Source organism: Rhodanobacteraceae bacterium, from assembly GCA_024234055.1.
In the GTDB taxonomy this organism is placed as follows: domain Bacteria; phylum Pseudomonadota; class Gammaproteobacteria; order Xanthomonadales; family SZUA-5; genus JADKFD01.
This window is the reverse complement of the sequence record JACKOW010000002.1, coordinates 1-21,538: the sequence shown is the minus strand read 5'-3', so window position 1 is coordinate 21,538 and position 21,538 is coordinate 1. Positions and strand designations below refer to the sequence as shown.

15 protein-coding genes are annotated in these 21,538 nt (G+C 63.8%); 6 read left to right on the top strand and 9 right to left on the bottom strand.

Annotated elements, in window-relative coordinates:
* Nucleotides 1-54: 54 nt before the first annotated feature.
* The 4 genes from H7A19_04480 to H7A19_04465 all read right to left on the bottom strand — a co-directional run bounded on the left by H7A19_04480 (nt 55) and on the right by H7A19_04465 (nt 5,744).
* A complete protein-coding gene (locus tag H7A19_04480; GenBank protein MCP5474078.1) occupies nt 55-798 on the bottom strand; it encodes an ABC transporter ATP-binding protein in 744 nt (247 codons plus the stop codon).
* Nucleotides 795-1,910 carry a hypothetical protein gene (locus H7A19_04475; GenBank protein MCP5474077.1) on the bottom strand — a complete coding sequence of 372 codons (1,116 nt, stop codon included), beginning with the start codon at nt 1,908-1,910 and terminating at the stop codon, nt 795-797. Before H7A19_04475 ends, H7A19_04480 begins: the two co-directional genes overlap by 4 nt.
* Nucleotides 1,911-1,943: 33 nt before the next feature.
* Nucleotides 1,944-4,175: an EAL domain-containing protein gene (locus H7A19_04470; protein MCP5474076.1), complete on the bottom strand. Its 2,232-nt coding sequence runs from the start codon at nt 4,173-4,175 to the stop codon at nt 1,944-1,946.
* Nucleotides 4,176-4,316: 141 nt separating this feature from the next.
* Complete coding sequence (locus H7A19_04465) at nt 4,317-5,744, bottom strand: alpha-amylase (protein ID MCP5474075.1); 1,428 nt, start codon at nt 5,742-5,744, stop codon at nt 4,317-4,319.
* 417 nt (nt 5,745-6,161) lie between these two features.
* Here H7A19_04465 and H7A19_04460 point away from each other — a divergent pair, with 417 nt between their 5' ends.
* The 3 genes from H7A19_04460 to H7A19_04450 all read left to right on the top strand — a co-directional run bounded on the left by H7A19_04460 (nt 6,162) and on the right by H7A19_04450 (nt 9,471).
* Complete coding sequence (locus H7A19_04460; protein MCP5474074.1) at nt 6,162-7,355, top strand: class I SAM-dependent rRNA methyltransferase; 1,194 nt, start codon at nt 6,162-6,164, stop codon at nt 7,353-7,355.
* Between the two features lie 157 nt (nt 7,356-7,512).
* On the top strand, nt 7,513-8,388 hold the full coding sequence (locus H7A19_04455) for a prolipoprotein diacylglyceryl transferase (protein ID MCP5474073.1): 876 nt from the start codon (nt 7,513-7,515) through the stop codon (nt 8,386-8,388).
* A 288-nt stretch (nt 8,389-8,676) separates the two neighbouring features.
* Nucleotides 8,677-9,471, top strand: coding sequence for a thymidylate synthase (locus H7A19_04450; GenBank protein ID MCP5474072.1), 795 nt, complete (start codon nt 8,677-8,679; stop codon nt 9,469-9,471).
* A 255-nt stretch (nt 9,472-9,726) separates the two neighbouring features.
* Here H7A19_04450 and H7A19_04445 read toward each other — a convergent pair whose 3' ends face one another.
* The 4 genes from H7A19_04445 to H7A19_04430 form a co-directional block, all read right to left on the bottom strand.
* Nucleotides 9,727-10,653, bottom strand: a complete 927-nt coding sequence (locus H7A19_04445; protein ID MCP5474071.1) for a hypothetical protein — start codon at nt 10,651-10,653, stop codon at nt 9,727-9,729.
* A gap of 384 nt (nt 10,654-11,037) precedes the next feature.
* On the bottom strand, nt 11,038-11,604 hold the full coding sequence (gene yeiP / locus H7A19_04440) for an elongation factor P-like protein YeiP (GenBank protein ID MCP5474070.1): 567 nt from the start codon (nt 11,602-11,604) through the stop codon (nt 11,038-11,040).
* A gap of 311 nt (nt 11,605-11,915) precedes the next feature.
* Nucleotides 11,916-12,683 carry an SDR family NAD(P)-dependent oxidoreductase gene (locus H7A19_04435; protein ID MCP5474069.1) on the bottom strand — a complete coding sequence of 256 codons (768 nt, stop codon included), beginning with the start codon at nt 12,681-12,683 and terminating at the stop codon, nt 11,916-11,918.
* Between the two features lie 435 nt (nt 12,684-13,118).
* Nucleotides 13,119-14,057 (bottom strand): class I SAM-dependent methyltransferase, encoded by a 939-nt coding sequence (locus H7A19_04430; protein ID MCP5474068.1) that lies wholly within the window; start codon nt 14,055-14,057, stop codon nt 13,119-13,121.
* Nucleotides 14,058-14,209: 152 nt separating this feature from the next.
* On the opposite strand from H7A19_04430, the gene H7A19_04425 reads away from it, so the two are divergent.
* From H7A19_04425 to H7A19_04415, 3 genes are all read left to right on the top strand, one after another.
* Nucleotides 14,210-15,868 (top strand): CTP synthase, encoded by a 1,659-nt coding sequence (locus tag H7A19_04425; protein MCP5474067.1) that lies wholly within the window; start codon nt 14,210-14,212, stop codon nt 15,866-15,868.
* Between the two features lie 606 nt (nt 15,869-16,474).
* Nucleotides 16,475-17,308: a 3-deoxy-8-phosphooctulonate synthase gene (gene kdsA, locus H7A19_04420; protein ID MCP5474066.1), complete on the top strand. Its 834-nt coding sequence runs from the start codon at nt 16,475-16,477 to the stop codon at nt 17,306-17,308.
* 37 nt (nt 17,309-17,345) lie between these two features.
* Nucleotides 17,346-17,963 carry a hypothetical protein gene (locus H7A19_04415; GenBank protein MCP5474065.1) on the top strand — a complete coding sequence of 206 codons (618 nt, stop codon included), beginning with the start codon at nt 17,346-17,348 and terminating at the stop codon, nt 17,961-17,963.
* A gap of 295 nt (nt 17,964-18,258) precedes the next feature.
* Here the strand turns inward: H7A19_04415 and H7A19_04410 are convergent, their stop codons facing one another.
* Nucleotides 18,259-21,060 (bottom strand): ankyrin repeat domain-containing protein, encoded by a 2,802-nt coding sequence (locus tag H7A19_04410; GenBank protein ID MCP5474064.1) that lies wholly within the window; start codon nt 21,058-21,060, stop codon nt 18,259-18,261.
* Nucleotides 21,061-21,538 lie beyond the last annotated feature (478 nt).

Genomic DNA, 21,538 nt, shown 5'->3' with positions numbered 1-21,538 from the left:
CAAAGGGCCTGCACCAGGGCGGCCAGATACGGACGGTCGCGCTCGAGGGCGCTCCTACGCCAGATCGCTGCGCAGCGCCGCCACTACGGCACGCTCGAAGGCGCCGGGGTCGCCGTGGCGCCAGGCGCCGAGTTCGTCTGCGCCCCAGCGATGGCGGATGCGGCCCTCGTGCAGCAACACCGCATCGGTCAGCAGGGTGGGCGCGATCTCCAGGCCGTGGGTGGCCAGCAACACGCCGCACTGACGTTGTTCGCAGCGGTCAATCAGTTCCAGCTTCAGTTCGTGACTGGAAATCGGATCCAGCCCGTTCATGACTTCGTCGAGGATCAGCAGCGGCGGATCGCCGGTCAGCGCCATCAGGATGGCGAACTTCTGCCGCGTGCCCAGCGAATAGCTTTCGATCCGGCGGTCGATCCAGGGCATGGCGCCGAGGCGCTCGGCCAGTTCCAGCAGTTCCGCCGGCGGCTCGGGCAATCCCCGCGCGGCAGACACCACCGACAGCGACTGGCGCCCGGTCAGCGACAGCGGCAAGCGTGCCGGATCGGGTGCATAGCCGAAGCCTGTCTTCGCTTTCAGCGCGTCTGTGGCCAGATCGACGCCAGCAATCTGCACCTGACCCGAGCCCGGTATCAGCAAGCCGGTGATGGTGCGGATCAGGCTGGTCTTGCCGGAACCGTTGGGCCCCACCAAGCCCATCAGCTGGCCACGCCGGATCGCGAGGTCGACACCGCGCAACACTGGCTGATTGCCGTAGGCGAGGGTCAGTCCGGTGACCTCGAGGAGGATGTCGGTGTTCATGCATTTCCCTTGCGCCAGGCGCCGATGGCGCATGCCAGTAATACGAGGGGTGCCGCTGGTGGCAGGACCTGCAGGCAGGCGGTCACGACCACCGCGTGCAGCATCAGCAGCAGCGGGTAGCGCCGAGGCTGCAGTCGAGTGGCAAATCCGCAGAGCACGGCATCGGCCACGGCCGCGATGAGGGTGATGCCGACCAGCAGCGTCATCAACAGTGGAGCACCGATGGCATGCAGGCAGGCGCAGACAACAGCAGCGGCTATCGCCGTGCGCTTCAGCAGTGGCGGCAGATAGGCCGCGAACAGACGTCGGGGTGTCAAAGCCTCGGCGGCCAGCCATTGCGCATCCAGCAGATAGCGGGCGCGCCAGTGCGAAACCAGGTCGATCAGCAGCGACAGGGTGCTCAGCAGCACCAGCAGCGCCAGCAGGGCGACCACGGGGATGGATGGCGGAAACAGCAGGAAGCTGCCGCCGATCCACGGCGCCGTTTTCGGCAGTCGCGCTGCCGCCGGTTCCAGGGCTGCGCCGAGCAGGGGAAGTCCCGATACCGAGTCGGATACCGGCACAGATTGTCGTGCTGCAACGTTGGCCGCCGCCGCAGGGGGTGTGGTCCCAGCCGGAATCCATGCTCCCGCCAGCGCGCCGACGGAGATGCCCAATGCCAATGCGAGGCACAGCTGCGTACTGTGATCAGGACTGCGCCAGCTGGCCCACAGCAACAGCATCAGCGCCGCAAGCCCTGCGATCAGCAGCCGTGGTGCACGCTGGCGGGCTCTGGCGTGGCCGCGCTGGGCGTCGGTGACAGGCAGGGTGCTAAGCCAGTCGCCCTGATGGCGGGCAAGCATCCGGGCCTGCAACTGGCGTGCCTGCATCAGAAATCCCGCGCACACCAGCGTGCCCAGCAATAGCGATGGCCAGGGCCGCGTCCAGGGTGCCTGGTCGCTGAGCAAGGCCTTCCACCAGCCGTCCATCAGCCAGAGGCCGAAAGCCAAGAAGGCCAGCATTGCCAGAATCTGGAACATCAGCTCGCCCAACCGTGCCCGCCAGGCGGCAAGCAGGTTCAGGCGCTCGAAATGGGCGGCGAGCAGGTCGGGATTGGTGCGGACCGGTGTCATCGTGGGTTGGGCAAGCTCGGAGGCGCAGAGTTCCTACGCCGCCGATGCCAGCAGCAGCCGCAGTGGTTCAGGGCGATGGAAGGCAAAACCCTGCACGGCATCCACGCCCAATTGCTGCAGAATCGGGCTGAGGCGCGCATCTTCGACGGATTCGGCCACGGTGCGCTTGCCCAGCACCCGCGCAATCTCGACGATGGACTTGACGATCGCCAGTGACAGCTCATTGCTGTCGACATCGCGGACAAAGCTGCCGTCGATCTTGAACACGTCGACGTCGAGGTCGCGCAGATAGGCAAAGGAACAGAAGCCAGTGCCGAAATCATCCAGGGCGAAACGCACGCCCATGGCCTTGAACTGGGCAATCAGCTGACGGGCGTGATCGAGGTCGCGCACCGCGCTGGTCTCGGTGATCTCCAGGCAGATCTGGGCGGGATCGACACTACTGCCCTTCAGGCGGCGACTGAGGAAGGATGCAAAATCGGCATCGGCCAGGGTGGACGCCGAGAGGTTGATGTTGAAATGGAATCGGCTGGCCCTCGGGTCTGATTCCAGCCAGCGCAGGCTGCGATCGATGACATGGCGGTCGATGCGGGCCGACATTCCGAAACGCTCTGCGGCGGGTATGAATCGACCCGGCAGCAGCGGTTCGTTGTGGCCGTCGCGCAGTCGCAGCAGGATTTCGTAGGTTTCGACATTTCGAGATTCAAACGACAGGATGCGCTGGCCATAGAGTTCAAACAGATCGTTCTCGAAGGCAGCATTGATGCGCACCACCCAGCCCATGCTTTCGGTGCGCTCGAGCACCGCGGCGTTGTCCGGCGATTGCACCTGTATCTGGTTGCCGCCCAGCTCCTTGGCGGCGTAGCAGGCGGTATCGGCCTGCGCCAGCAACTCTGCCACGCTGGCGCGGCGGCTGGGAAAGGGCACCAGGCCGATGCTGGCGGTGAGGGCGAAGACGTGATCCTCCCAGGCGAAGCGAAATTCGGAGATGGCCAGGCGCAACTTCTCGGTATCTGCCGATGCGCGCTCCAGGCGCGCGTCTTCCCAGATCACGCCGAATTCGTCAGCGCCCAGACGGGCCAGAAACACATCCTCATCCAGCTTGGCCCGCATCACGCTGGCTAGTTGGCGGATGGCTTCATCCCCGGCCGCGTGGCTGGCCAGGTCATTGACCAGCTTGAATTGATCGAGGTCGACATAGGCGATCGCACCACCGTGACTGATCTCAGGTCGATGCGAAAGCGCCTGCGCCAGCGTCTCTTCGAAGGCGGTCCGGCTGCGCAATCCGGTGAGCCGGTCGGTGCGGGCGCGCTGGAGCATGTCAAAGGCACTGGTGCGCATGCGGAAGTTGGCCACCGAAACCAGCTGCGGAACAATGGCGATCACGCTCATCAAGGACAGCAGGATGAAGGTTTCCAGCAGAGTTCCAGGTGCGCGGAAACCGCCGACATTGAGTCCGATCAGCGTGACCACGACGAACGCAAAGGCCATCGTGGCTGCGGCCGTGAAAACGGGCTCGAAACGCAGAGCGCTCCACAGCAGCAGCGTCAGCGGCAACGAGCTCAGACCCAGTGCATAGGCAGGGCTGGCGGCGCTGGCCTGCGTGACCAGGGCCATCCCCGCGATACTGGCAGCCAGCCAGATCAGCTTTTCGCTGCGACCGGCGAAGTCCAGCGCTACTTCAGTCCAGCTCCCGCGTTCCAGCGAGCGCAGCACCATCAGGGTCAATGGCGTCACCGCCACGATGCCGAAGATGTCTCCGGCCGTCCATTTGCCCAGGGCCGGCACGAAATCCTCGGGCGCAATCATGCTGGCGAGCAGCATGCCAACCACACCGATCAGCCCGCTCAGCAGAGCCGCGAAAGCACCACCGGCCAGCATCAGAAAGCCGTTGGTGACTCTCAGCGTGATCAGTTCCGGGCCCGAAAAACGTTTCACCAGGCAAACGGCCGCGACGGTGGCCAGCGTGTTGCTGGCTAGCGAAAACGGAAAGAACAGCCACGGTACCGGCGAGATCAGCAGATGCGTCAGCGCGATGCCGCAGGGAATGACCGGCCACCAGCGTGGACCATGAAACAGCAATACCGCATACGCCAGACCGGCAGATGGCCAGATCAGCGTGACATCGGTGGGCAGGGAAACGAACACCACCGAGAATTCCGCCGCCACGACATAGAGCGTGACGTAGATGAGGAAACGCAGGACGTTGGCGCGCTGGGTCAGCATCGGCCAGAAGTGTACTTGGTCGCCGGCGTTTTTTTTCATCCCAGGGGCAGCGATTGTGGATCCAGCTGCGCTGTGGGGCGAGGCTGCGAGCAGCATGCAGCGCAAGTTGTCGGCACATCCTGCCAGCGGGCACTGTTCTTGCGATGTGTCTCCAAGCCGACTCCGAGGGGGCGGTTCGGATTACTTGCCCACACCCGCGGGCCAGGGAAGCTGATCGTCCTGGAGCATCCACATGCGTGCGCTGCGGGGCGGCAGGTTGATGCGGTAATCAGGACGATCGATGCGCAGCAGCTGTCCGCTCAGCAGGTCGCGGTAATCCCGTTGCCCGAGGAGTTTCTCGGCAGAAAGGTCGAGATCGACGTCGATGGCGCTGCCGCATTTGTTGATGCCGACCAGACCGATGATCCCGCGGCGAAACAACAGGAAGCAGGGCCCCGATGCCAGCATGTGCATATCGCTGTCGGCACTGCGGTTGTGAAACTCGATCATGGCAGCGAGATCGGCGCGCCGGTAGGCATCGACCCAGCGGCCATCGCCGCTTTCGTCGTGATCGCTGTAGACCATGGGAATGCCGCCGGCCCGTCCCAGCAGATAGGCATAGGCCAGGGTTTCGTCGACCGGGTCGAGCAGCAGGCCGCGAAAGCCGGTGTTGTTGGGCATGTCGTGGGTCAGCGTGAAGGTGATCGCTCGATCGTCCGGCAGCGCTCGGCCGACACGCACGGGATCGGCCAGAACGGCCAGATCGCCGCCGAAACCGAATCCCTGCCGCAGGCTGGCGTGCAGAGGGAAGTCGTAGGCGCTGAGCCCGGTCTGGGCCAGCCACGGCGCCAGGAAGCGTTCGTATTCGATATTGCCGACCCCGCCGCCGGTGATCAGCTCGCCGAAGATCAGCATGCCGTCAGTGATGTCGGCGGTGAAGATCCGAGCCAATTGCTTCAGGCTCATGTGCTTGGCGGCATCGATGCGAAAGCCGCTGACACCCAGCGCCTTCAGCGCCTGCAGATAGCTGCGTTGAGCGTCTACCGCGACATTGCCATCGCCGAGATCGGGCAGCCCGGGATCGCCGCCACCGCCGCACAAGCGCCAGTTCTGCACCTGGAAGACATTGTTGTAGTCCTGGATGCAGCGCGCTTCATGGAACTCGTTGCCCGAGTAAAGATTGAGCGCGAGATTGCCGAACAGGCGCTGGCGCTCGAAATAGGCCGGGTTGGAGGCGTAGATCGCCAGTACCCGTGAACCCGGATAGGCGAGATCCGGTCGCTGCCCGGCCTCGTTGGCCATGTGGTTGATGACGATGTCGGCGTACAGGCGCAGCCCGACGGCGGCCAGTTGCTCGGACATGGCGCGGAAGTCTTCGGTATTGCCGAGCGGGTTGTCGATCAGCCGAAAATCCTGCGGCTGGTAGCGCGCCCACCAGGCACTGCCTTCCGATCTGAGCGGTGGCGATACCAGCACACTGCCGTAACCCTGGGCCTTGATCAGCGGCGCCTGTGCAGCCATATCGGCATAACGCCAGTTGAAGGCGTGCAACATGACCTCGGCGTCGCCGGGGCGAACCACCAGTAGCGCACAGAACAGCGCCAGCAGTCTGATCAGGATCGTGTTCATGGTCGCGTACGCAGCACTCCGGGCAACTGCATGAGAGTGTAAAAGCCTGGGCGCGCCATGCCGGTGCGTGCAAACGTATGCAGCGCGCGCTGGGGGCTGTAGTGTCCCGTCGCAACCGACAGTGCGGGTGTTCTGGAGGGCGCCGCGCTGCGGCGCCGCTCACGCCGTTGCGTCTGCTTTTCTGGAGGGTGCCGCGCTGCGGCGCCGCTCTTGCCGTTGCCGAAAATCAAGAGCGGCCACGCAGGCGCGTGGCCCTCCTCGGAGTCTGTGCAGTCACGCCGCGGCCGCCGGCGCGAATGACCCTGGCGCACAACACGGTCCGCCGCGCGCCGGAGCCGCGCTACCTCACGACGCGCGAGTCCCACCCACCACCTCATCCAGCTAGGATGGGTCTTCCCATCGCTCAAGGCCCAGCCCATGTCCGCTCTGCGCAGCTTGCGTCTGAAACCTGAGGCTGAACGGCGTTTGCGCCTGGGTCATTCCTGGGTCTATGCCAATGAATTTGAAGGCAAACTGGGCGCGCTGGGCTTGCAGGCCGGACAATTGGTCGAGCTGATCACGGCCAAGGGTCGCAGTCTGGGCGCGGCCTACGTCAACCCCAATGTGCTGATCGCCGGTCGATTGCTGCAGACGCCCTCGGATGGATTTGACGTGCGTGGATGGCTGCAACAACGCATCCGGTCGGCGTTGGCCTTGCGCCAGCGCCTCGGTGTCGCTCGTGCCGGTCGGCTGATCTTTGGTGAAAGCGACGGCTTGCCGGGCCTGGTGGTCGATCGCTATGGGCCGCTGCTGTCGGCGCAGCTGGGTACCGCGGGCATGGCCGCTTGGGCAGACCAGATCGCGGACGAGCTGCGCCGGATCGAGGGCATTGACGCGCTGGTGTGGCGCAACGATGCCGCCGGGCGCGAGCTGGAAGGCCTGCCGCGCGAGGTCCAGGTGGCTTTCGGCGAGGTGTCAGAGCCGATCTGGATCGACGAGAACGGCGCGCGCTTCGGTATCTCGCCGGTGTCCGGTCAGAAGACCGGTTGGTTCTATGACCAGCGCGACAACCGCGCCGCACTGATGCCCTTTGTGGCGGGTGCGCGCGTGCTGGACCTTTTCAGCTATGGCGGCGGCTGGGGGGTCTGCAGCGCCGTGCACGGCGCGAGTTCGGCCCTGTGCGTCGACAGTTCCAGCGCTGCGCTGGAAGCGGTGCAACGCAATGCCCATGCCAGTGGCGTGGGTGAGCGGGTGTCGGTGCTGGACGTGGATGCCTTCGACGCTTGCCGGCAGTTGCGGGATGCCGGCGAACGCTTCGATGTCGTCGTGGTGGATCCTCCGGCCTTCATCAAGCGCAAGAAGGATGCCGAGGCCGGCACTTTGGCCTACCGGCGTATCAACGAAGCCGCGCTGAAGCTGGTCGCCGACGGCGGCTTGATTGTCAGTTGCTCATGCTCACATCACTTCAGTGCTGATGCCCTGCTTGATGCCCTGAACCGCGCCGCCTGCGCCCTTGGCCTGCGTCTGCGCGTGCTCAAGCGCCTGGCGCAATCGGCCGATCACCCGATCCATCCGGGCATGCCCGAAACTGAATACCTGAAAGGGTTCCTGGCGGAAGTGCGTAGGCCTTGAGTTCGTGTTCTTTGCCTCCTGCTTCTGCAGGCAATCTGGCGGTGTGATCGGGTTTTTGCGAGTGACTCCACGGTGGTCGCGTGGTCTGCGATGCGCATGAAATCCTGTTGCATCGCCTATGATCCGGCCTTGATCCCTTTGCCCTGCTGACCCATCGATGCCCCTGATCCACGATATTGATCCCGTTGCCTTGCAGCTCGGGCCGCTGGCGATCCGCTGGTACGGGTTGATGTACCTGGCGGGTGGCATTGCCGCCTTCCTGCTGGCGCGCCGGCGCGCGGCCGAGAGTTGGCGCGGTTTCAAGCCGGAGCAGATCGAGGACATCATCTTTTACGGCATGCTCGGCGTCATCATCGGCGGTCGCCTGGGATCGGTGGTGTTCTATCACTTCGATGAATTCCTGGCCGATCCGTTGATGCTGGTGCGCGTGTGGGAAGGCGGCATGAGCTTTCACGGCGGTCTGCTCGGCGTGCTGGTGGCGCTCGGCTGGTACGCGCGCAAGCACGGTCACGCCATCTTCGGGCTTTACGATTTCATCGCCCCGATGGTACCCATCGGTCTGGGTCTGGGCCGGGTGGGCAACTTCATCGGCGGTGAACTGTGGGGGCACAAGACCGATCTGCCCTGGGGCGTGATCTTTCCCCATGCCCTGCCGGGCGGGCCGTACACCGTGGAGCAGATCCAGTCGCTGGTGGCCCAGGGGCAGTTGCTGGGTGAGGCACGGCATCCCTCGCAGCTCTATCAGGCCTTCTGGGAAGGCGTCGTGCTGTTCGCCATCGTCTGGTGGTTTTCGCGCAAGCCGCGGCCGCTGATGGCCACTTCCGGTGTGTTCCTGATCGTCTATGGCGTTGGCCGCATCGCGGTGGAATTCGTACGCGAGCCCGACGCCAACATTGGCTATCTGGCCTGGGGCTGGCTGACCATGGGCCAGGTGCTGTCTCTGCCGATGGTCTTGTTGGGCGTGGTTCTGCTGCTGTGGCCGAAGTTCGGCGCAGGAGCGGGAAAAGGGGAAAAGGAAAATGGAAAAGGGTAGGGGCGGAGCAGGAACCGCTGCTGTCAGTGCGGATTTCCGGGTTCCCGCTGGGGTGTCAGCGCCACATTGCATGCGGGTCACTAGCCCCGGCGTCATTGCGGGTTCTTCTTGCCGCTGCTGTGGAGGGCGCCGCGCTGCGGCGCCGCTTCGCTTTCCGAGAGATCAAGAGCGGCCGCGCAGGCGCGCGTCCCTCCTCAAGGCCGCTCCGTGCCAGCCAGGTCGTTCATGGACCCTTGAGCCCCGTGCTTTCCCTATTTCCTTCTTCCCTTTTCCTTTTTCCAGCCTTCGATGAACCAATACCACCAACTCCTCCGCCACATCCTTGAGAACGGTACGGTCAAAACCGACCGCACCGGCACCGGCACGCGTTCGGTGTTCGGGTACCAGATGCGTTTCGATCTGGCGGAGGGCTTTCCGCTGGTCACCACCAAGAAACTGCATCTGAAGTCGATCATTCACGAATTGCTGTGGTTCATCGCCGGCGACACCAATGTCGGCTATCTGCACCAGAACGGTGTGAGTATCTGGGACGAATGGGCCGATGCCGATGGCAATCTCGGCCCGGTCTACGGCAAGCAGTGGCGCTCGTGGGCGGCGCCGGGCGGGCAGTCCATCGATCAGCTGGGCCAGATCATCGGCCAGATCCGCAGCAATCCCGATTCGCGCCGATTGCTGGTCAGCGCCTGGAATCCGGCCGATCTGCCAGCGATGGCGCTGGCGCCCTGCCACGCGCTGTTCCAGTTCTATGTGGCGGACGGGCGCCTGTCCTGCCAGCTCTACCAGCGCAGCGCCGATGTGTTTCTGGGCGTACCCTTCAACATTGCGTCCTACGCGCTGCTGACGGCAATGGTCGCCCAGGTCTGTGATCTGGCCCCGGGCGACTTCGTGCACACGCTCGGCGACGCGCATCTCTATCTCAATCATCTGGAACAAGCCGAGCTGCAGCTCACACGCGAGCCCTACGCGCTGCCGCAGCTGCGCCTGAACCCGGAGCGGCGGCAGCTGGAAGACTTCCGCTTCGACGACATCGAGATCATCGGCTACCAATCGCACCCGGCCATCAAGGCGCCGATCGCCGTGTAGGAGCGACCTTGTGTCGCGACCGACTTCGAGGCACGGGTTGCCAAGAGCATTGGTCCGCAAAGGACGCAAAGGACGCGAAGAAGAGCGTTGATTCTTTTGCTCGGAGAGGGTTGGCGATATTGCTCTGCAAGCCACAATGGGAGCGTTGGAAGCGACGACAAAATCTCAGCGCTTGGCGTTGTACGCCATGGGCGAGTGTCTCGTGATCAATCTTGCTCTTCTTTGCGTCCTTTGCGGACAAAATGCTCTCCTCCGCTATTCAAACCCACTCGCAAACACCGGCCAGCGGGCAAAGCCCGCGCTGTAATGGATGGCGTTCAGCAGGATCTGGAAGTTGTTGCCGGGCCCGAGTGCATTGGGTTGGTACTCGCCGGGTTGGTAGACGATGACCACGCCCTGCCAGTCGGGCTGGCGCAGCTGGTAGCCGAGCAGGTGTTGGCTGCCGTTCTGGGTGTAGTTGCTGGCGAATAGCGGCTGGAAGAATCCGCCGACTGGCAGGCGGGCCATGGTCGGGTAGCGTTCGTCCGGGCTGTTGTTGAAGGCCGGGTAGTTGCCTGCAGCGACGCCATTGGCCGGATCCGCATAGGACTGCACGTCGGGATAGCTGATGCCATTGCTGCTGACGAAATGCTCAGCACCGACGTTGATGATGTTCTGTCCCTCGGTGGTGTTCCAGAACACCGCGCCGCTGGCCTGCGCACCGAGCAGTGCTTGCATGGATTCCTTGCCGGGCAGCAGATAGATGCCATGGTGGAAGGAAACCACGCCGCCGCCCTGCTGCAGAAATTGCTGCACGGCTGCCACGAAGGCTTCCTGGCGCGCCACGACGTTGTTGCCGTCGTCGGGAATGCGATGCGAGAAATAGATCAGCACATCGTAGGCCAGCGGGTCATCGACGGCTCGCAGCAAGCGGCTGGTCGCCTGTTCGATGCTGTTGGTGGGCAGTTCCAGCAGCGCTTCGGGGCCGCTGTCTAGATTCAGCGTGGGCGCGCTGGCCAGCGCTGCCGAGATTTCTCCAGGTTGAGTCAATTGCGCTGGGGTCAGCCCGTGCGGATTGACTTCATCGCTGAGGATCAGAATGCGCAGGGGTGGATGTGGCGGCAGGGTCTGGGCTGTTGCGTTCAGGTGGGTCAGGCAGAGCGTGGCGATCAGAACCCAGGTCAGTCGCACGGATATGTCCATGGTGACTCGCCTGGTCTTGCGGGCGCAGAACCTGGGCGATGGGTTTGGAGGGCGCCGCGCTGCGGCGCCGCTGTCCGCTGTGGAGATCGAGAGCGGCCGCGCAGGCGCGCGTCCCTCCTCAAAGCCGCTCCGATCCAAGCACTTTCTGCAAGGCCCGAGGAGCGTGTCTGACCGACACAGGTGGTTCGCAAGAGCGATAGCGTATCGGTACATGGCAGCAGAGGCCTTGCCCTGGGGCGACACTTTGGGCTCTTCAAGGTTAACGCCGAAGATCGAAATCGGGGGACAGGGGAATGCCCCAATATCAGTTCGAGCCGCTGCGTGAGTCTGATAGCGTGTGGGCTGACGCCAAACTGGCGCTGCGCAGACCTCGAATGGCCAGCCTCAGGCCCGGCCGCTGAACTCGCCGGTTTCGGTGTTGACCTTCACCCGCGTACCGTTCTCGATGTACTCCGGCACGTGGATTTCCAGCCCGGTCGAGAGCTTGGCCGGCTTGGCCCGGCCGGTGGCGCTGGCGCCCTTGACGTAGGGGGCGGTGTCGACCACTTCCAGCTCCACCGACGGCGGCAGCTTCAGGCCCACCGGTTCGCCGTCGATCAGCAGCAGTTGCACGCCTTCCAGTGCGCCATCGGCCGAGTACAGCGGCAAGTCGCCGACCATCGCCGGTGACAGCGTGTACTGGGTGTAGTCCTCGTTGTCCATGAACACGTAGTCGTCGCCGTCCATGTACGAGAAGGTGCTGTCGCGACGCAGCAACTCGGCTTCGGTCAACTCGTCATCGGCGCGCAGGCTGACATCGGTCTTGATATCGGTGCCGACCTGGTACATGACAAAGCGAAAGGTCGTGTTGCCGCCACGCCCGGTCGGGGCGCTGCGTTCCACATCACGGATGGACCAGTATTTGCCCTGGTATTCAACGACGGTGCCGCGTTTGATGTCGGTGGCTTTCATGGGGTTTGGGTGCGTGGAGTCTTGATGGTTGGAAAGGGTTCAGTGGTTGGAATCTGAGCGCAGTGGCGGACAAGTCAAACGTAAAACGTGAAACGTCAATTTGCCGCACGGCATCTTGAGGCCATTAGGGGATCCTCTAAACAGGTCGTCATTCCCGCCGGCGCGGGAATGACGACTTGTTTAGAGCTTCCAAGGTAGATCACGACGCAGTGCATGGTGGTTAGCCCTCGACGTGATCGGCTGCAGCATGAGCTGGGCAGCCGCGCCAAGGCAAATTGACGTTTTACATTTTACGTTTGACCATTCTCCCGCTACTTGGGCTGCATCCTCACCGCCCCGTCCAGCCTGAGCGTGGTGCCATTCATGTAGCGATTCTGGAGGATGAAACACACGGCGTCGGCGAATTCGGCGGGTTCGCCCAGGCGTGAGGGAAAGGGCACCATGGCTTCGAGGCTGGCCTTGACCTCATCGGGCATGCCGCCGGCCATCGGGGTCATGAAGATGCCGGGGGCGATGGTCATGACGCGGATGCCGAAGCGCGACAGCTCGCGGGCCATCGGCAGGGTCATGCCGACGATGCCGCCCTTGCTGGCGGAATAGGCGGCCTGGCCGATCTGGCCTTCGAAGGCAGCGACCGAGGCGGTGTTGATGATCACGCCGCGCTCGCCGTCGTCGCCGGCGGCGTTGTTCTGCATGATCTGCGCGCCGGCCTTGGCGACATTGAAGCTGCCGACCAGATTGACGCGGATGGTGCTCTCGAACTGAGCCAGCGGCATCGGGCCCTGCTTGCCAAGCACGCGACCGGCGCCGAGCACGCCGGCGCAGTTGATCACGGCGTTGATGCCGCCGATGACGATGGAGGCGGCCTTGAGGCTGCCGGTCACGCCGTCTTCGTTGGTCACGTCGGTGCGGAAATAGCGGGCTCTCGCGCCCAGTTGCGCTACGGCAGCAGCGCCCTTGTCGTCCTGCACATCAAGAAGGGCGACGCTGGCACCCTCCCGGATCAAGCGCTCGGCCACCGCAAGGCCCAGTCCCGAGGCGCCGCCAGTGATGGCGGCCTTGACCTGATCGAGTTGCATGGGCGTGCTCCGGCGGTGGCTGTGGCCGCGGAGGATAGCGGGGAAGGCAGGTTGGGGAGAAGCCAAGGTGCTTCACCAGTGGGTCCCGGTCGCCCCTGGCGATGTGCTTGTTCGCGCATCAAACTGTCGGCGACCTCCGGGTTTCATTTTTTTGTCCGCAAAGGACGCAAAGGACGCGAAGATTTCAAGGGTTGTCCGGTTGGGCACGATGTCTGGCGACGCCGTCAACCGAAATCTAGGAATGGCTCTACTTTGCGTCCTTTGCGTTCTTTGCGGAAAATCTTCTGATTCAGGTACTTGCGGCATCTTTGGTGAAAGCGGAACTATCCGCGATCGCCGCCCAGTGAGTGGCAAAGCATCGCGGGCAGAGCCCGCTCCCACAGAAGGCCGACGGCAACAACCCACAACCGACAACCGACAACCGACAACCAACCACTAGCCCTTCCGTAGCCGCCGGCGTTCGCGACTGAATCGGCTCATCCGCGCAAAGAATCGTCGATACGGCGTGGCCGAGGTGAAATGTCGCCAGGCGGTGTGTTCGGCGAAGAACCGGCGCATGGTCTCGGGGTGCTGCGGATAGCGCATCCAGTCCGCTATCGCTTGGTCCACGCGACGCAGGAACAGATTGGGGCCAGTGGGTGGTGATTCTCCCAGCACATCGAAGCCACTGCGCCAGGCCAGCATGGACAGGGTTTCCCGGGTGAAGCCATGCACGTGGCCGAAATGCCAGCGCGCGCTGGGGGTGCGTTTGGGGTCGGAGATATCCGGCACGTGGATATGGAACAGGCCGCCGGGGACGAGCAAGCGGTGCACCAGCGCGAAGGCCTGCTGCGGTGCCGGCAGATGCTCGAACACGTGCGAACTGGTCACCAGGTCAAAGCTGGCTGGCGTCAGCGGCGCCCGTTCCAGGGTAGTGGCGTGGATATCGGCCTGATAGTGCTCGCGGGCGAAAGCCGAGTAGCCCTGATGCGGTTCGACGCCGGTGGCCTTCCAGCCGGCGGCCTCGGCCGCGGCCACAAATGCGCCAGTGCCCGAGCCGATGTCGAGCACGCGATCTCCCTTGCGCAGCAGCGGCGCCAGCAATGCCACCCGTTCACGTGCCCCGCGCTCGTCACGCAGCAGGGATTTGGCTCGGGGCCTGGAATCGCCGTGATAGTGCTGACGATATTCGTCGCGGTAGTAGCGCTCGATCTCGGCCTCGGTCGGCATCGGGTCGAGAAAAACCAGTCCGCAGCCGCGACAGAGCACGTTGCGCAGGGGCATCAGATAGCGGTCGCGGGTGCCGACCACGCTGCGATCGGTGCCGCCGCAAAGTGCACAGGGGCGGGATTCGCCGCGGAATCGGTAGGGAAGCAGCCGTTGCAGCCAGGACAAGTGCGCAGTTCCAGCAATTCGGACGGTCATCGTAGCGCGCGCCCAAGGGAACTCGAAAGAGGCTCGAGTGTATGCGCACTGAATTGTTCGTGGCCGCAATCACCCCAAGACCGGTAGACTACATCCCCGGTTTGTACCTACCGGATTCCCCGATGACTCCCTTGATTTTCGTCACCGGCGGTGTCGTGTCCTCCCTGGGCAAAGGCATCGCCGCGGCTTCTTTGGCGGCCATTCTGGAAACACGCGGTCTGCGCGTGACGATGATGAAGCTCGATCCTTACATCAATGTGGATCCGGGCACGATGAGCCCATTCCAGCATGGAGAGGTCTACGTCACCGACGACGGTGCCGAGACCGACCTCGACCTCGGCCACTACGAGCGTTTCGTGCGCACCCGCATGACCCGCAAGAACAATGTCACCACCGGTCGCATCTACGAGAACGTGATCCGCAAGGAGCGCCGGGGCGACTATCTCGGCGCCACCGTGCAGGTGATTCCGCATATCACCGACGAGATCAAGCGCTGCATCGATGAGGCCACCAAGGGCTTCGATGTGGCCCTGGTGGAGGTTGGCGGCACCGTCGGCGACATCGAGTCGCTGCCCTTTCTGGAAGCCATTCGTCAGATCCGCATCGAGCGTGGGCCGGATTACGCGCTGTTCATCCATCTGACGCTGGTGCCCTTCATCAAGGCCGCTGGCGAGATCAAGACCAAGCCCACCCAGCATTCGGTCAAGGAACTGCGCTCGATCGGTATCCAGCCCGACATCCTGCTGTGTCGCTCCGAACAGCCCTTGCCGGAATCGGAGCGCCGCAAGATCGCGCTGTTCACCAACGTGCCGGTCAACGCGGTGATTTCAGCCATTGATGTGGACATCATCCACAAGCTGCCGATGTGGTTCCACGCGCAGGGTCTGGATCAGATCGTGGTCGATCGACTGCGGATGAAGGCCGGACCGGCCAATCTGGCCGAGTGGGAAGCGGTGGTCGAGGCCTGCGAGCATCCACAGGACGAGGTCAACATCGTCATCGCCGGCAAATATGTCGAGCATTCAGACGCCTACAAGTCATTGTCGGAAGCACTGCGCCACGGCGGCTTGCGTCAGCACACCAGGGTCAATCTGCGCTGGGTGGAATCGGAACAGGTCGAGAAGATAGGCCCGGCCATCTTCGACGGCGCCGACGCCATTCTGGTCCCCGGCGGATTCGGTGAGCGTGGCTTCGAGGGCAAGGTCATGGCCGCGAAGCACGCGCGCACCCAGCAGATTCCCTATTTCGGCATCTGCTACGGCATGCAGGCAGCGGTGGTCGATTTCGCCCGATCGATTGCCGGTTTGGATGGCGCCAACAGCACGGAGAACGCCCGCGATTGCGTGCATCCGGTGATCGCGCTGATCACCGAATGGCGCACCAGCACCGGCGAGGTCGAGCGCCGCACGGCCAGCTCGGACCTCGGCGGAACCATGCGCCTGGGGGCCCAGGAATGCCGCTTGAAACCCGGCACTCTGGCGCGAGCGGCCTACGGCAGTGAAATCATCCGCGAGCGTCACCGTCATCGCTATGAATTCAACAACTTCTACCGACAGCAGTTGGAGCAGCTGGGGCTGGTGATCTCCGGGCGCTCCATCGACGATCTGCTGGTCGAGATCGTCGAACTGCCCGATCACCCCTGGTATCTGGCCTGCCAGTTCCACCCGGAATTCACCTCCACGCCGCGCGACGGCCATCCGTTGTTCGAAGGCTTCGTACGTGCGGCCCGCGCCTATCGGGCTGCGCAGAAGGCGGGTGCGGGGGAGGCGCTTGAAGCTTGATTCGGTTGTTGGTTGTCGGTTGTTGGTTGTCAGCAAGAGCGGGCACACGTGGATGCGCGGAGGGCGCGGAGAAGGGCGTTTGGCGCTCTTGTGGGTCCAGACAAGTCTGGATATGGCAGGAGGGCTCCTCCCTTGGCGCGAGCCGGGCTGTGTCTGCCCGACAGTGCGCACGGGCCTGAACCCCGGCGTAGTAGGTCATGTTGTCCGCGTCAGCGGACTACGTGACATCGAGTTGCGTCACGTAGCTCGCTACGCGAGCAACGTGACCTACAAAAAGAAATCAACAACTTACGATATGGGTTCATGGAGAGCCGCATGTGTCGGCGCTACACTGCCCGCGCGCCATGAACTCGCCTGCCGCGCGTAGCCTGGTGTGCCGCGCAGCGGCTCACCGGGGCTCTTTTGCGTCACCGCCCGGAGAGCGCTGCGCGCACTTCGGGCTACAAGAGCTGGCTCTTGCGGCTCCGCCGCGCAGCAAGTTCGGCTTGCAGACATGCCCGCGCCCCTTGCCTTTTGACGCCAGTGACGCCAGATCCCGTGTAATCTGACGGGAGAGCTACGCGTGTTCCCTTTTCCATTTTCCTTTTTCCATTTTCCTGCTCTCAAATGAATCTCTGCGGTTTCACCATCGGTCTCAATCAGCCCTTTTTCCTGATCGCCGGTCCCTGCGTGATCGAATCCATGCAGTTGCAGCTGGACACCGCTGGGCAGCTCAAGGAAATCACCTCGCGCCTGGGCATTCCTTTCATCTTCAAGTCCAGCTTCGACAAGGCCAATCGTTCCTCCGGCACCAGCTTTCGCGGTCCGGGGATGGCCGAGGGTCTGAAGGTGCTGGCCGAGGTCAAGCGTCAGATCGGCGTGCCGGTATTGACCGATGTGCACGAGTACACACCGATGGACGAGGTCGCCAGCGTGGTCGATGTGCTGCAGACGCCGGCTTTCCTGTGCCGCCAGACTGATTTCATCCAGAAGGTGGCCAGCGCCGGCAAGCCGGTGAACATCAAGAAGGGCCAGTTCCTGGCGCCCTGGGACATGCAGCATGTGGTGCGCAAGGCCCGTGACGCCGGCAACGAGCAGATCATGGTCTGTGAGCGCGGCGCCAGTTTCGGCTACAACAATCTGGTGTCGGACATGCGCTCGCTGGTGGTGATGCGTGACACGGGTGCGCCGGTGGTCTTCGATGCCACCCATTCGGTGCAGTTGCCGGGCGGGCAGGGCGCCACTTCCGGCGGGCAGCGCGAGTTCGTGCCGGCACTGGCACGCGCGGCGGTGGCGGTCGGCGTGGCCGGGGTGTTCATGGAAACCCATCCCGATCCAGATCAGGCCTTGTCGGATGGCCCGAACGCCTGGCCACTGCCGCGCATGGAGGCACTGCTGGAAACGCTGAAGCTGCTCGATCAGGCGGTGAAATCGCGACCCTTCGACGAAGCAGCGTTATAGTCCGCAAGAGCTCCGGTCTGGGCACGAGGAAGCGGCATTGGCGTCTGCATCAGCGCGTCAGGGCGACAGGGCCAGCATGGCGATGCTGCTGGTTCTGGCGCTGTTCGTGGTTCTGGCCCTGTTTGCCGGGCTCAGCTTCTGGGAAGCTGAGCGCAGCGATGAGGTTCTGCGGCCGCTGCCCGAGCCGCCGATCGAACTGGCCGATCTCCCGGCGATCAGCCTCGTCGCCCTTCTCAATCAATCGAAGCTCGATCAGCTGACGCTGGAATCCAGTGTCCATATCCTGCGTCAGCGTCCGCTCTATCAGCGCCTGCCCGACGACACCCTGCCGCATCCCTCGGAGGGGTTCGAATTGCGTCTGGACTGGGCGGAAGCCATGGTCTATGCCGAGGCCTCGCAGGCCGGTGACTACCGCTTCGTGGTGTTCTGCGTGCCCCAGCGCAAGTGCTATTCCGAGATCTATACCGGCGCGCCGCGGGTGTTCCGCCCGGTGGCCTTTCTGCGCTTCGGCGCCGAGGATGCCCAAGCGGCACGCAAGCAGTTGGAAGCGCTGCGATTACTGATATTGCGGGAGGGCGGACAGCCGATCGTCAATGCTGACAAGACGCTCTCGCAACGTTTGCGGGAACTGCCTGAGGAGGGCGGAAATCCGTAGTGCCCGACGCCGCGGCGTCGCTATGCGGCACCCTCAACCTGCACGCCCTAGCCCGCATTTCTCACACCTGTTGCGGAAGATCGCGCAGGGCTTTGCGACTAGCGCAAGGCGCGACGACGAGGAATGGTGATTCCATTGCGAGGAGGAGCAACGCAGCGATAGTCGCAAAGAACCAGCGAGGGCCGCAAAGCGGGCAGATGCAGCCAAACAATCTGTGACTGGCACGTGCCTCGGAATCGCCTTGTACCACAAGGTAATTGGGGGCATCTGCTCGCGCAGGTGTGAGAAATGCGGGCTAGGCTACACCGAGTCGGGCCCGCAGCTTTTCCGACGCGGTTTGGCCGAGCAGCGTCTGATCGGTCGCGTCGAGTTCGGTGGACGCGCCGCGCTCGACGAGCAAACGCAGGATTTCCGGATTCGCCGCGATCGTCAGTGCGCGCCACCCGGCCGCGTCCGCTTGATCGACGGCGAATCCCGCGTCCAGCAAACATCGCACCGTCTCCACCGCCCCGACGACGCCGCCCGCCGCGCTTGCGCGATGCAAGGCGTTTCGGCCGTCCGGACCCGGAGCGGAGACATCGGCCCCTTCAGCAATGAGTAGCGACACGAGAAGGAAAGTGTGCTCGCTTGCCGCGCGCATCAGCGGCGTGTCGTGAGGCCGGCGAATCAGCTCTTCCATGAGCGGACTGATCGACGCATAGCGCTCCGCGAGTTGTCGCTCGTCGTCCCAGAGGAGTTGGCCATCCTGGCCCTTGGGAAGACCGAGGCCTGAGTGAAGTGCGATGGCCGCGTCGCCCGCGCGAGCGTTCAAATTTGCGCCTGCGGCCCGCAACGCGCGCAACGCGCGTTGCTGGAACGCATCGATTTCCGGCGACGAACGGAATTGGATGCCTCCGAGACCGAACAGGGCCGCGTCGACGGCGCACGCACATGCTGAGCCCGCTACCTTGAGAAGGAACGGCACGGCCCCTCCATGGATCTGCGCGGCGTAGACCAGTGCAGCGGGCTCGTCTCCCGGACGAACATCCATCACCTCGGCCTGGGTTTGCATGCCGTCGTCGTTCGAACCGGGAAAGTACACCGGCAAACCGCAGGTCTTCAGCGCGCGCAGAGCGTCCCACTTGCCCCGAACAACACAGTAGTCCGAGAGATCGCGCGCCAGTTCCACCCACTCTCCGAGGGGAAGCGGGCCGCGATGGGCAACCGACGAATGGTGACCAGGCAACGTGGTCGGATTCAGCGTGAGCTGAATGTCGAGCGTCTGACCGTCGTCAACAAGCGTTCGCAGATACGGTGCCAGCCGGTCGGGGCCATGATGCTGCGCGTCGGCCATCCACATCTCGGCCATGACGCCCCTTCCATGCCAGCCAGGCTTCAGCCGTTCCATCGGCGTCTCGCCGGTGAGATCGGCGAAACGTGGGTCCGCGCCATGAGCGAGAAGGGCGCTGATGGCTGAAGTCTGGTTGGAGGAGATCGCGTGAACGAGCGGGGTGTGACCGTTCTCATCAGTCGCGTCGACGTCGGCCCCACCGTCAACAAGCGCGTCGATCATTCTCGCGTGACTCACGCTGGCGGCGTAGTGCAGGGGCGCGCCCGAGGAATCCTTCAGGTTTGGATCGCCGCCTGCATCCAGCAGACGGCGCATGATGTCGACATCACGGCTCGCCGCGAAGTGCATGGGCGTGCTGCCATTCGTGAAGCGCTCGCTGACATCGGCGCCCGCCCGAAGCAAGGCATCGACGTGGGGCAGCTTGCGCTTTTCGATCGCGAGGGCCAGCAGAGAGCACCCGGAATTGAGTCCGAGATCCACGGAGGCGACAAGACCGTGCTGAGCGAGCAGTGCCGTCAAGCGGGTGGCGTCTGAATCTTGCAGCGTCTCGCGCATCCGCGCGCCGATGAATGCCCGGCTCGTTTCCAAGTCATCGGCGGCAACGTCAGCGGGCGCCAGAGTTCTGGCGAGTTCCGCGTGACCGACAGCCAGTGCAATGTCCGCGGCGGTTCGTCCCTTCGCGTCGCGCGCAGAGCGATCGGCTCCGTGCTCGAGCAGGGCCTCGACGGCAAGGGTGTTCTTGACCATCGCTGCTCGCATCAGCGGCGTGTTGCCGTTGGCATCCACGAGATCGGGCGACAGACCCTCTGCGAGCAGTCGGCGAAGCATCCGCGTCGACGGCACATCAATGGCCACCCGCACGGCTTCCGAGATCAGGGAGGCGGCAAGGGCCGGCTCGGCGGTCGCGATGGTGCTGGGGGTGAGGCCGGCCATGCGCAGCAGAGCGGAGAGCGCTCCGGGTGCGGGAACGGTCTCCCCGTGGTACAGACGGCCAATACGCGCCATCACTTCATCCGGCGCGACAGCCGTCCATTCCAATCGCAGGTCCCGGAACCTGAGCGATGTGTAGACGGGGGTGGTCATGGTCGGCCCCGAAGATGTCGAGGTGGAAGCGGCTCCAAGCTGGGTGAACTCTGCGGGCCGCGATTCGATGCGGGTCCAGCCATCGACCGTGTCCGGCATGGACGACAGGCCGAGGGGTCGAAAAAGCACAGCAGGCAAGCGCGGCGCACGATCGACAAACCAGATATCCGGTGCTTCGCCTTGCGAGCCGTGGTTGTATCCGACTTCGCCCAGTTGAACCTGATGACCGGTCATCCGCAGCACCATCAGCAGATAGGCCAGCGTCTCCTTGGTCTTGGCGCCCGCCTGAGCCAGCGCCTGAATGATTTCGAGGCGTGGCACCGTTGCCGCCTCCGCCAGGATTTCGCGGGACTGACCCTTCACTTCCACCGATGCGCCCGCGGCCAGCAAGGCCTTGACCGCGCGCGTCGATCCAGCGGCGGCGGCGAGAGCGAGGGCGGTTCGGTGATCGTCACTGAGCCCGTCGATCTCCGCGCCGTGCGTCAGGAGCCAGGCGATCGCATTCGCATCGTCAACAACGGCGGCAAGATGGAGCGGCGTCCAGCCGAGCCCGTCCATGGCATGAGCCCCGCGCGCCACGTCCGCGGGGGCGACCGCAGACAAGCGCCCTTCGCGCACGCCGGTGTGGAGCGGGGTTTCCGCCCAAACCGAGGCCAGATCGCGAACCGGTGATTCTTCGGACATGCGGCGCTCCTGTCGTGATCAGAAACCGGGCTTAGAGTGCACTTTCAACCGACCGCTTGTGGCCGACGTCTGCCGGTCAACTTTCCGCCGTTGCCGGTCAGTTTCGCTGGCGAGAGTGGTCAATTCTTGTGGCCAGACCGGCCAGATGGCTAGCGGTTTGCAGCACCCGAGCTACGTCCTGCCGGATCGTGCCTATCGGTACAGTTGCGCGTCCCATCGGATAAGCATGAGCATGGCCGGCAAGTTCGTAGTGAAAGCCGCGAGCAACGGCGACATCTACTTCCGACTGCAGGCGGGCAACGGCGGCAGAAGCGACCCGTAAGTCTCCAAGGTACCAGGAGCGCCGCCCGCGCTGGAACCGCAGCGTCTTCGACCCGGCCCTCGCCGCAGTCTGACCCCAACCTGCCAACCACGTCTGCCGTCCAACTTGCCCTTTTGAACCAAGCGTAAGTACTTGATCTGCCTCATGTTGGAAAAG

Excerpts from the sequence above, each read along its gene's own strand:
- H7A19_04480 (MCP5474078.1), bottom strand. The coding sequence starts at position 798 with ATGAACACCGACATCCTCCTCGAGGTCACCGGACTGACCCTCGCCTAC.
- H7A19_04475 (MCP5474077.1), bottom strand. The coding sequence starts at position 1,910 with ATGACACCGGTCCGCACCAATCCCGACCTGCTCGCCGCCCATTTCGAG.
- H7A19_04470 (MCP5474076.1), bottom strand. The coding sequence starts at position 4,175 with ATGAAAAAAAACGCCGGCGACCAAGTACACTTCTGGCCGATGCTGACC.
- H7A19_04465 (MCP5474075.1), bottom strand. The coding sequence starts at position 5,744 with ATGAACACGATCCTGATCAGACTGCTGGCGCTGTTCTGTGCGCTACTG.
- H7A19_04460 (MCP5474074.1), top strand. The coding sequence starts at position 6,162 with ATGTCCGCTCTGCGCAGCTTGCGTCTGAAACCTGAGGCTGAACGGCGT.
- H7A19_04455 (MCP5474073.1), top strand. The coding sequence starts at position 7,513 with ATGCCCCTGATCCACGATATTGATCCCGTTGCCTTGCAGCTCGGGCCG.
- H7A19_04450 (MCP5474072.1), top strand. The coding sequence starts at position 8,677 with ATGAACCAATACCACCAACTCCTCCGCCACATCCTTGAGAACGGTACG.
- H7A19_04445 (MCP5474071.1), bottom strand. The coding sequence starts at position 10,653 with ATGGACATATCCGTGCGACTGACCTGGGTTCTGATCGCCACGCTCTGC.
- yeiP (MCP5474070.1), bottom strand. The coding sequence starts at position 11,604 with ATGAAAGCCACCGACATCAAACGCGGCACCGTCGTTGAATACCAGGGC.
- H7A19_04435 (MCP5474069.1), bottom strand. The coding sequence starts at position 12,683 with ATGCAACTCGATCAGGTCAAGGCCGCCATCACTGGCGGCGCCTCGGGA.
- H7A19_04425 (MCP5474067.1), top strand. The coding sequence starts at position 14,210 with ATGACTCCCTTGATTTTCGTCACCGGCGGTGTCGTGTCCTCCCTGGGC.
- kdsA (MCP5474066.1), top strand. The coding sequence starts at position 16,475 with ATGAATCTCTGCGGTTTCACCATCGGTCTCAATCAGCCCTTTTTCCTG.
- H7A19_04410 (MCP5474064.1), bottom strand. The coding sequence starts at position 21,060 with ATGTCCGAAGAATCACCGGTTCGCGATCTGGCCTCGGTTTGGGCGGAA.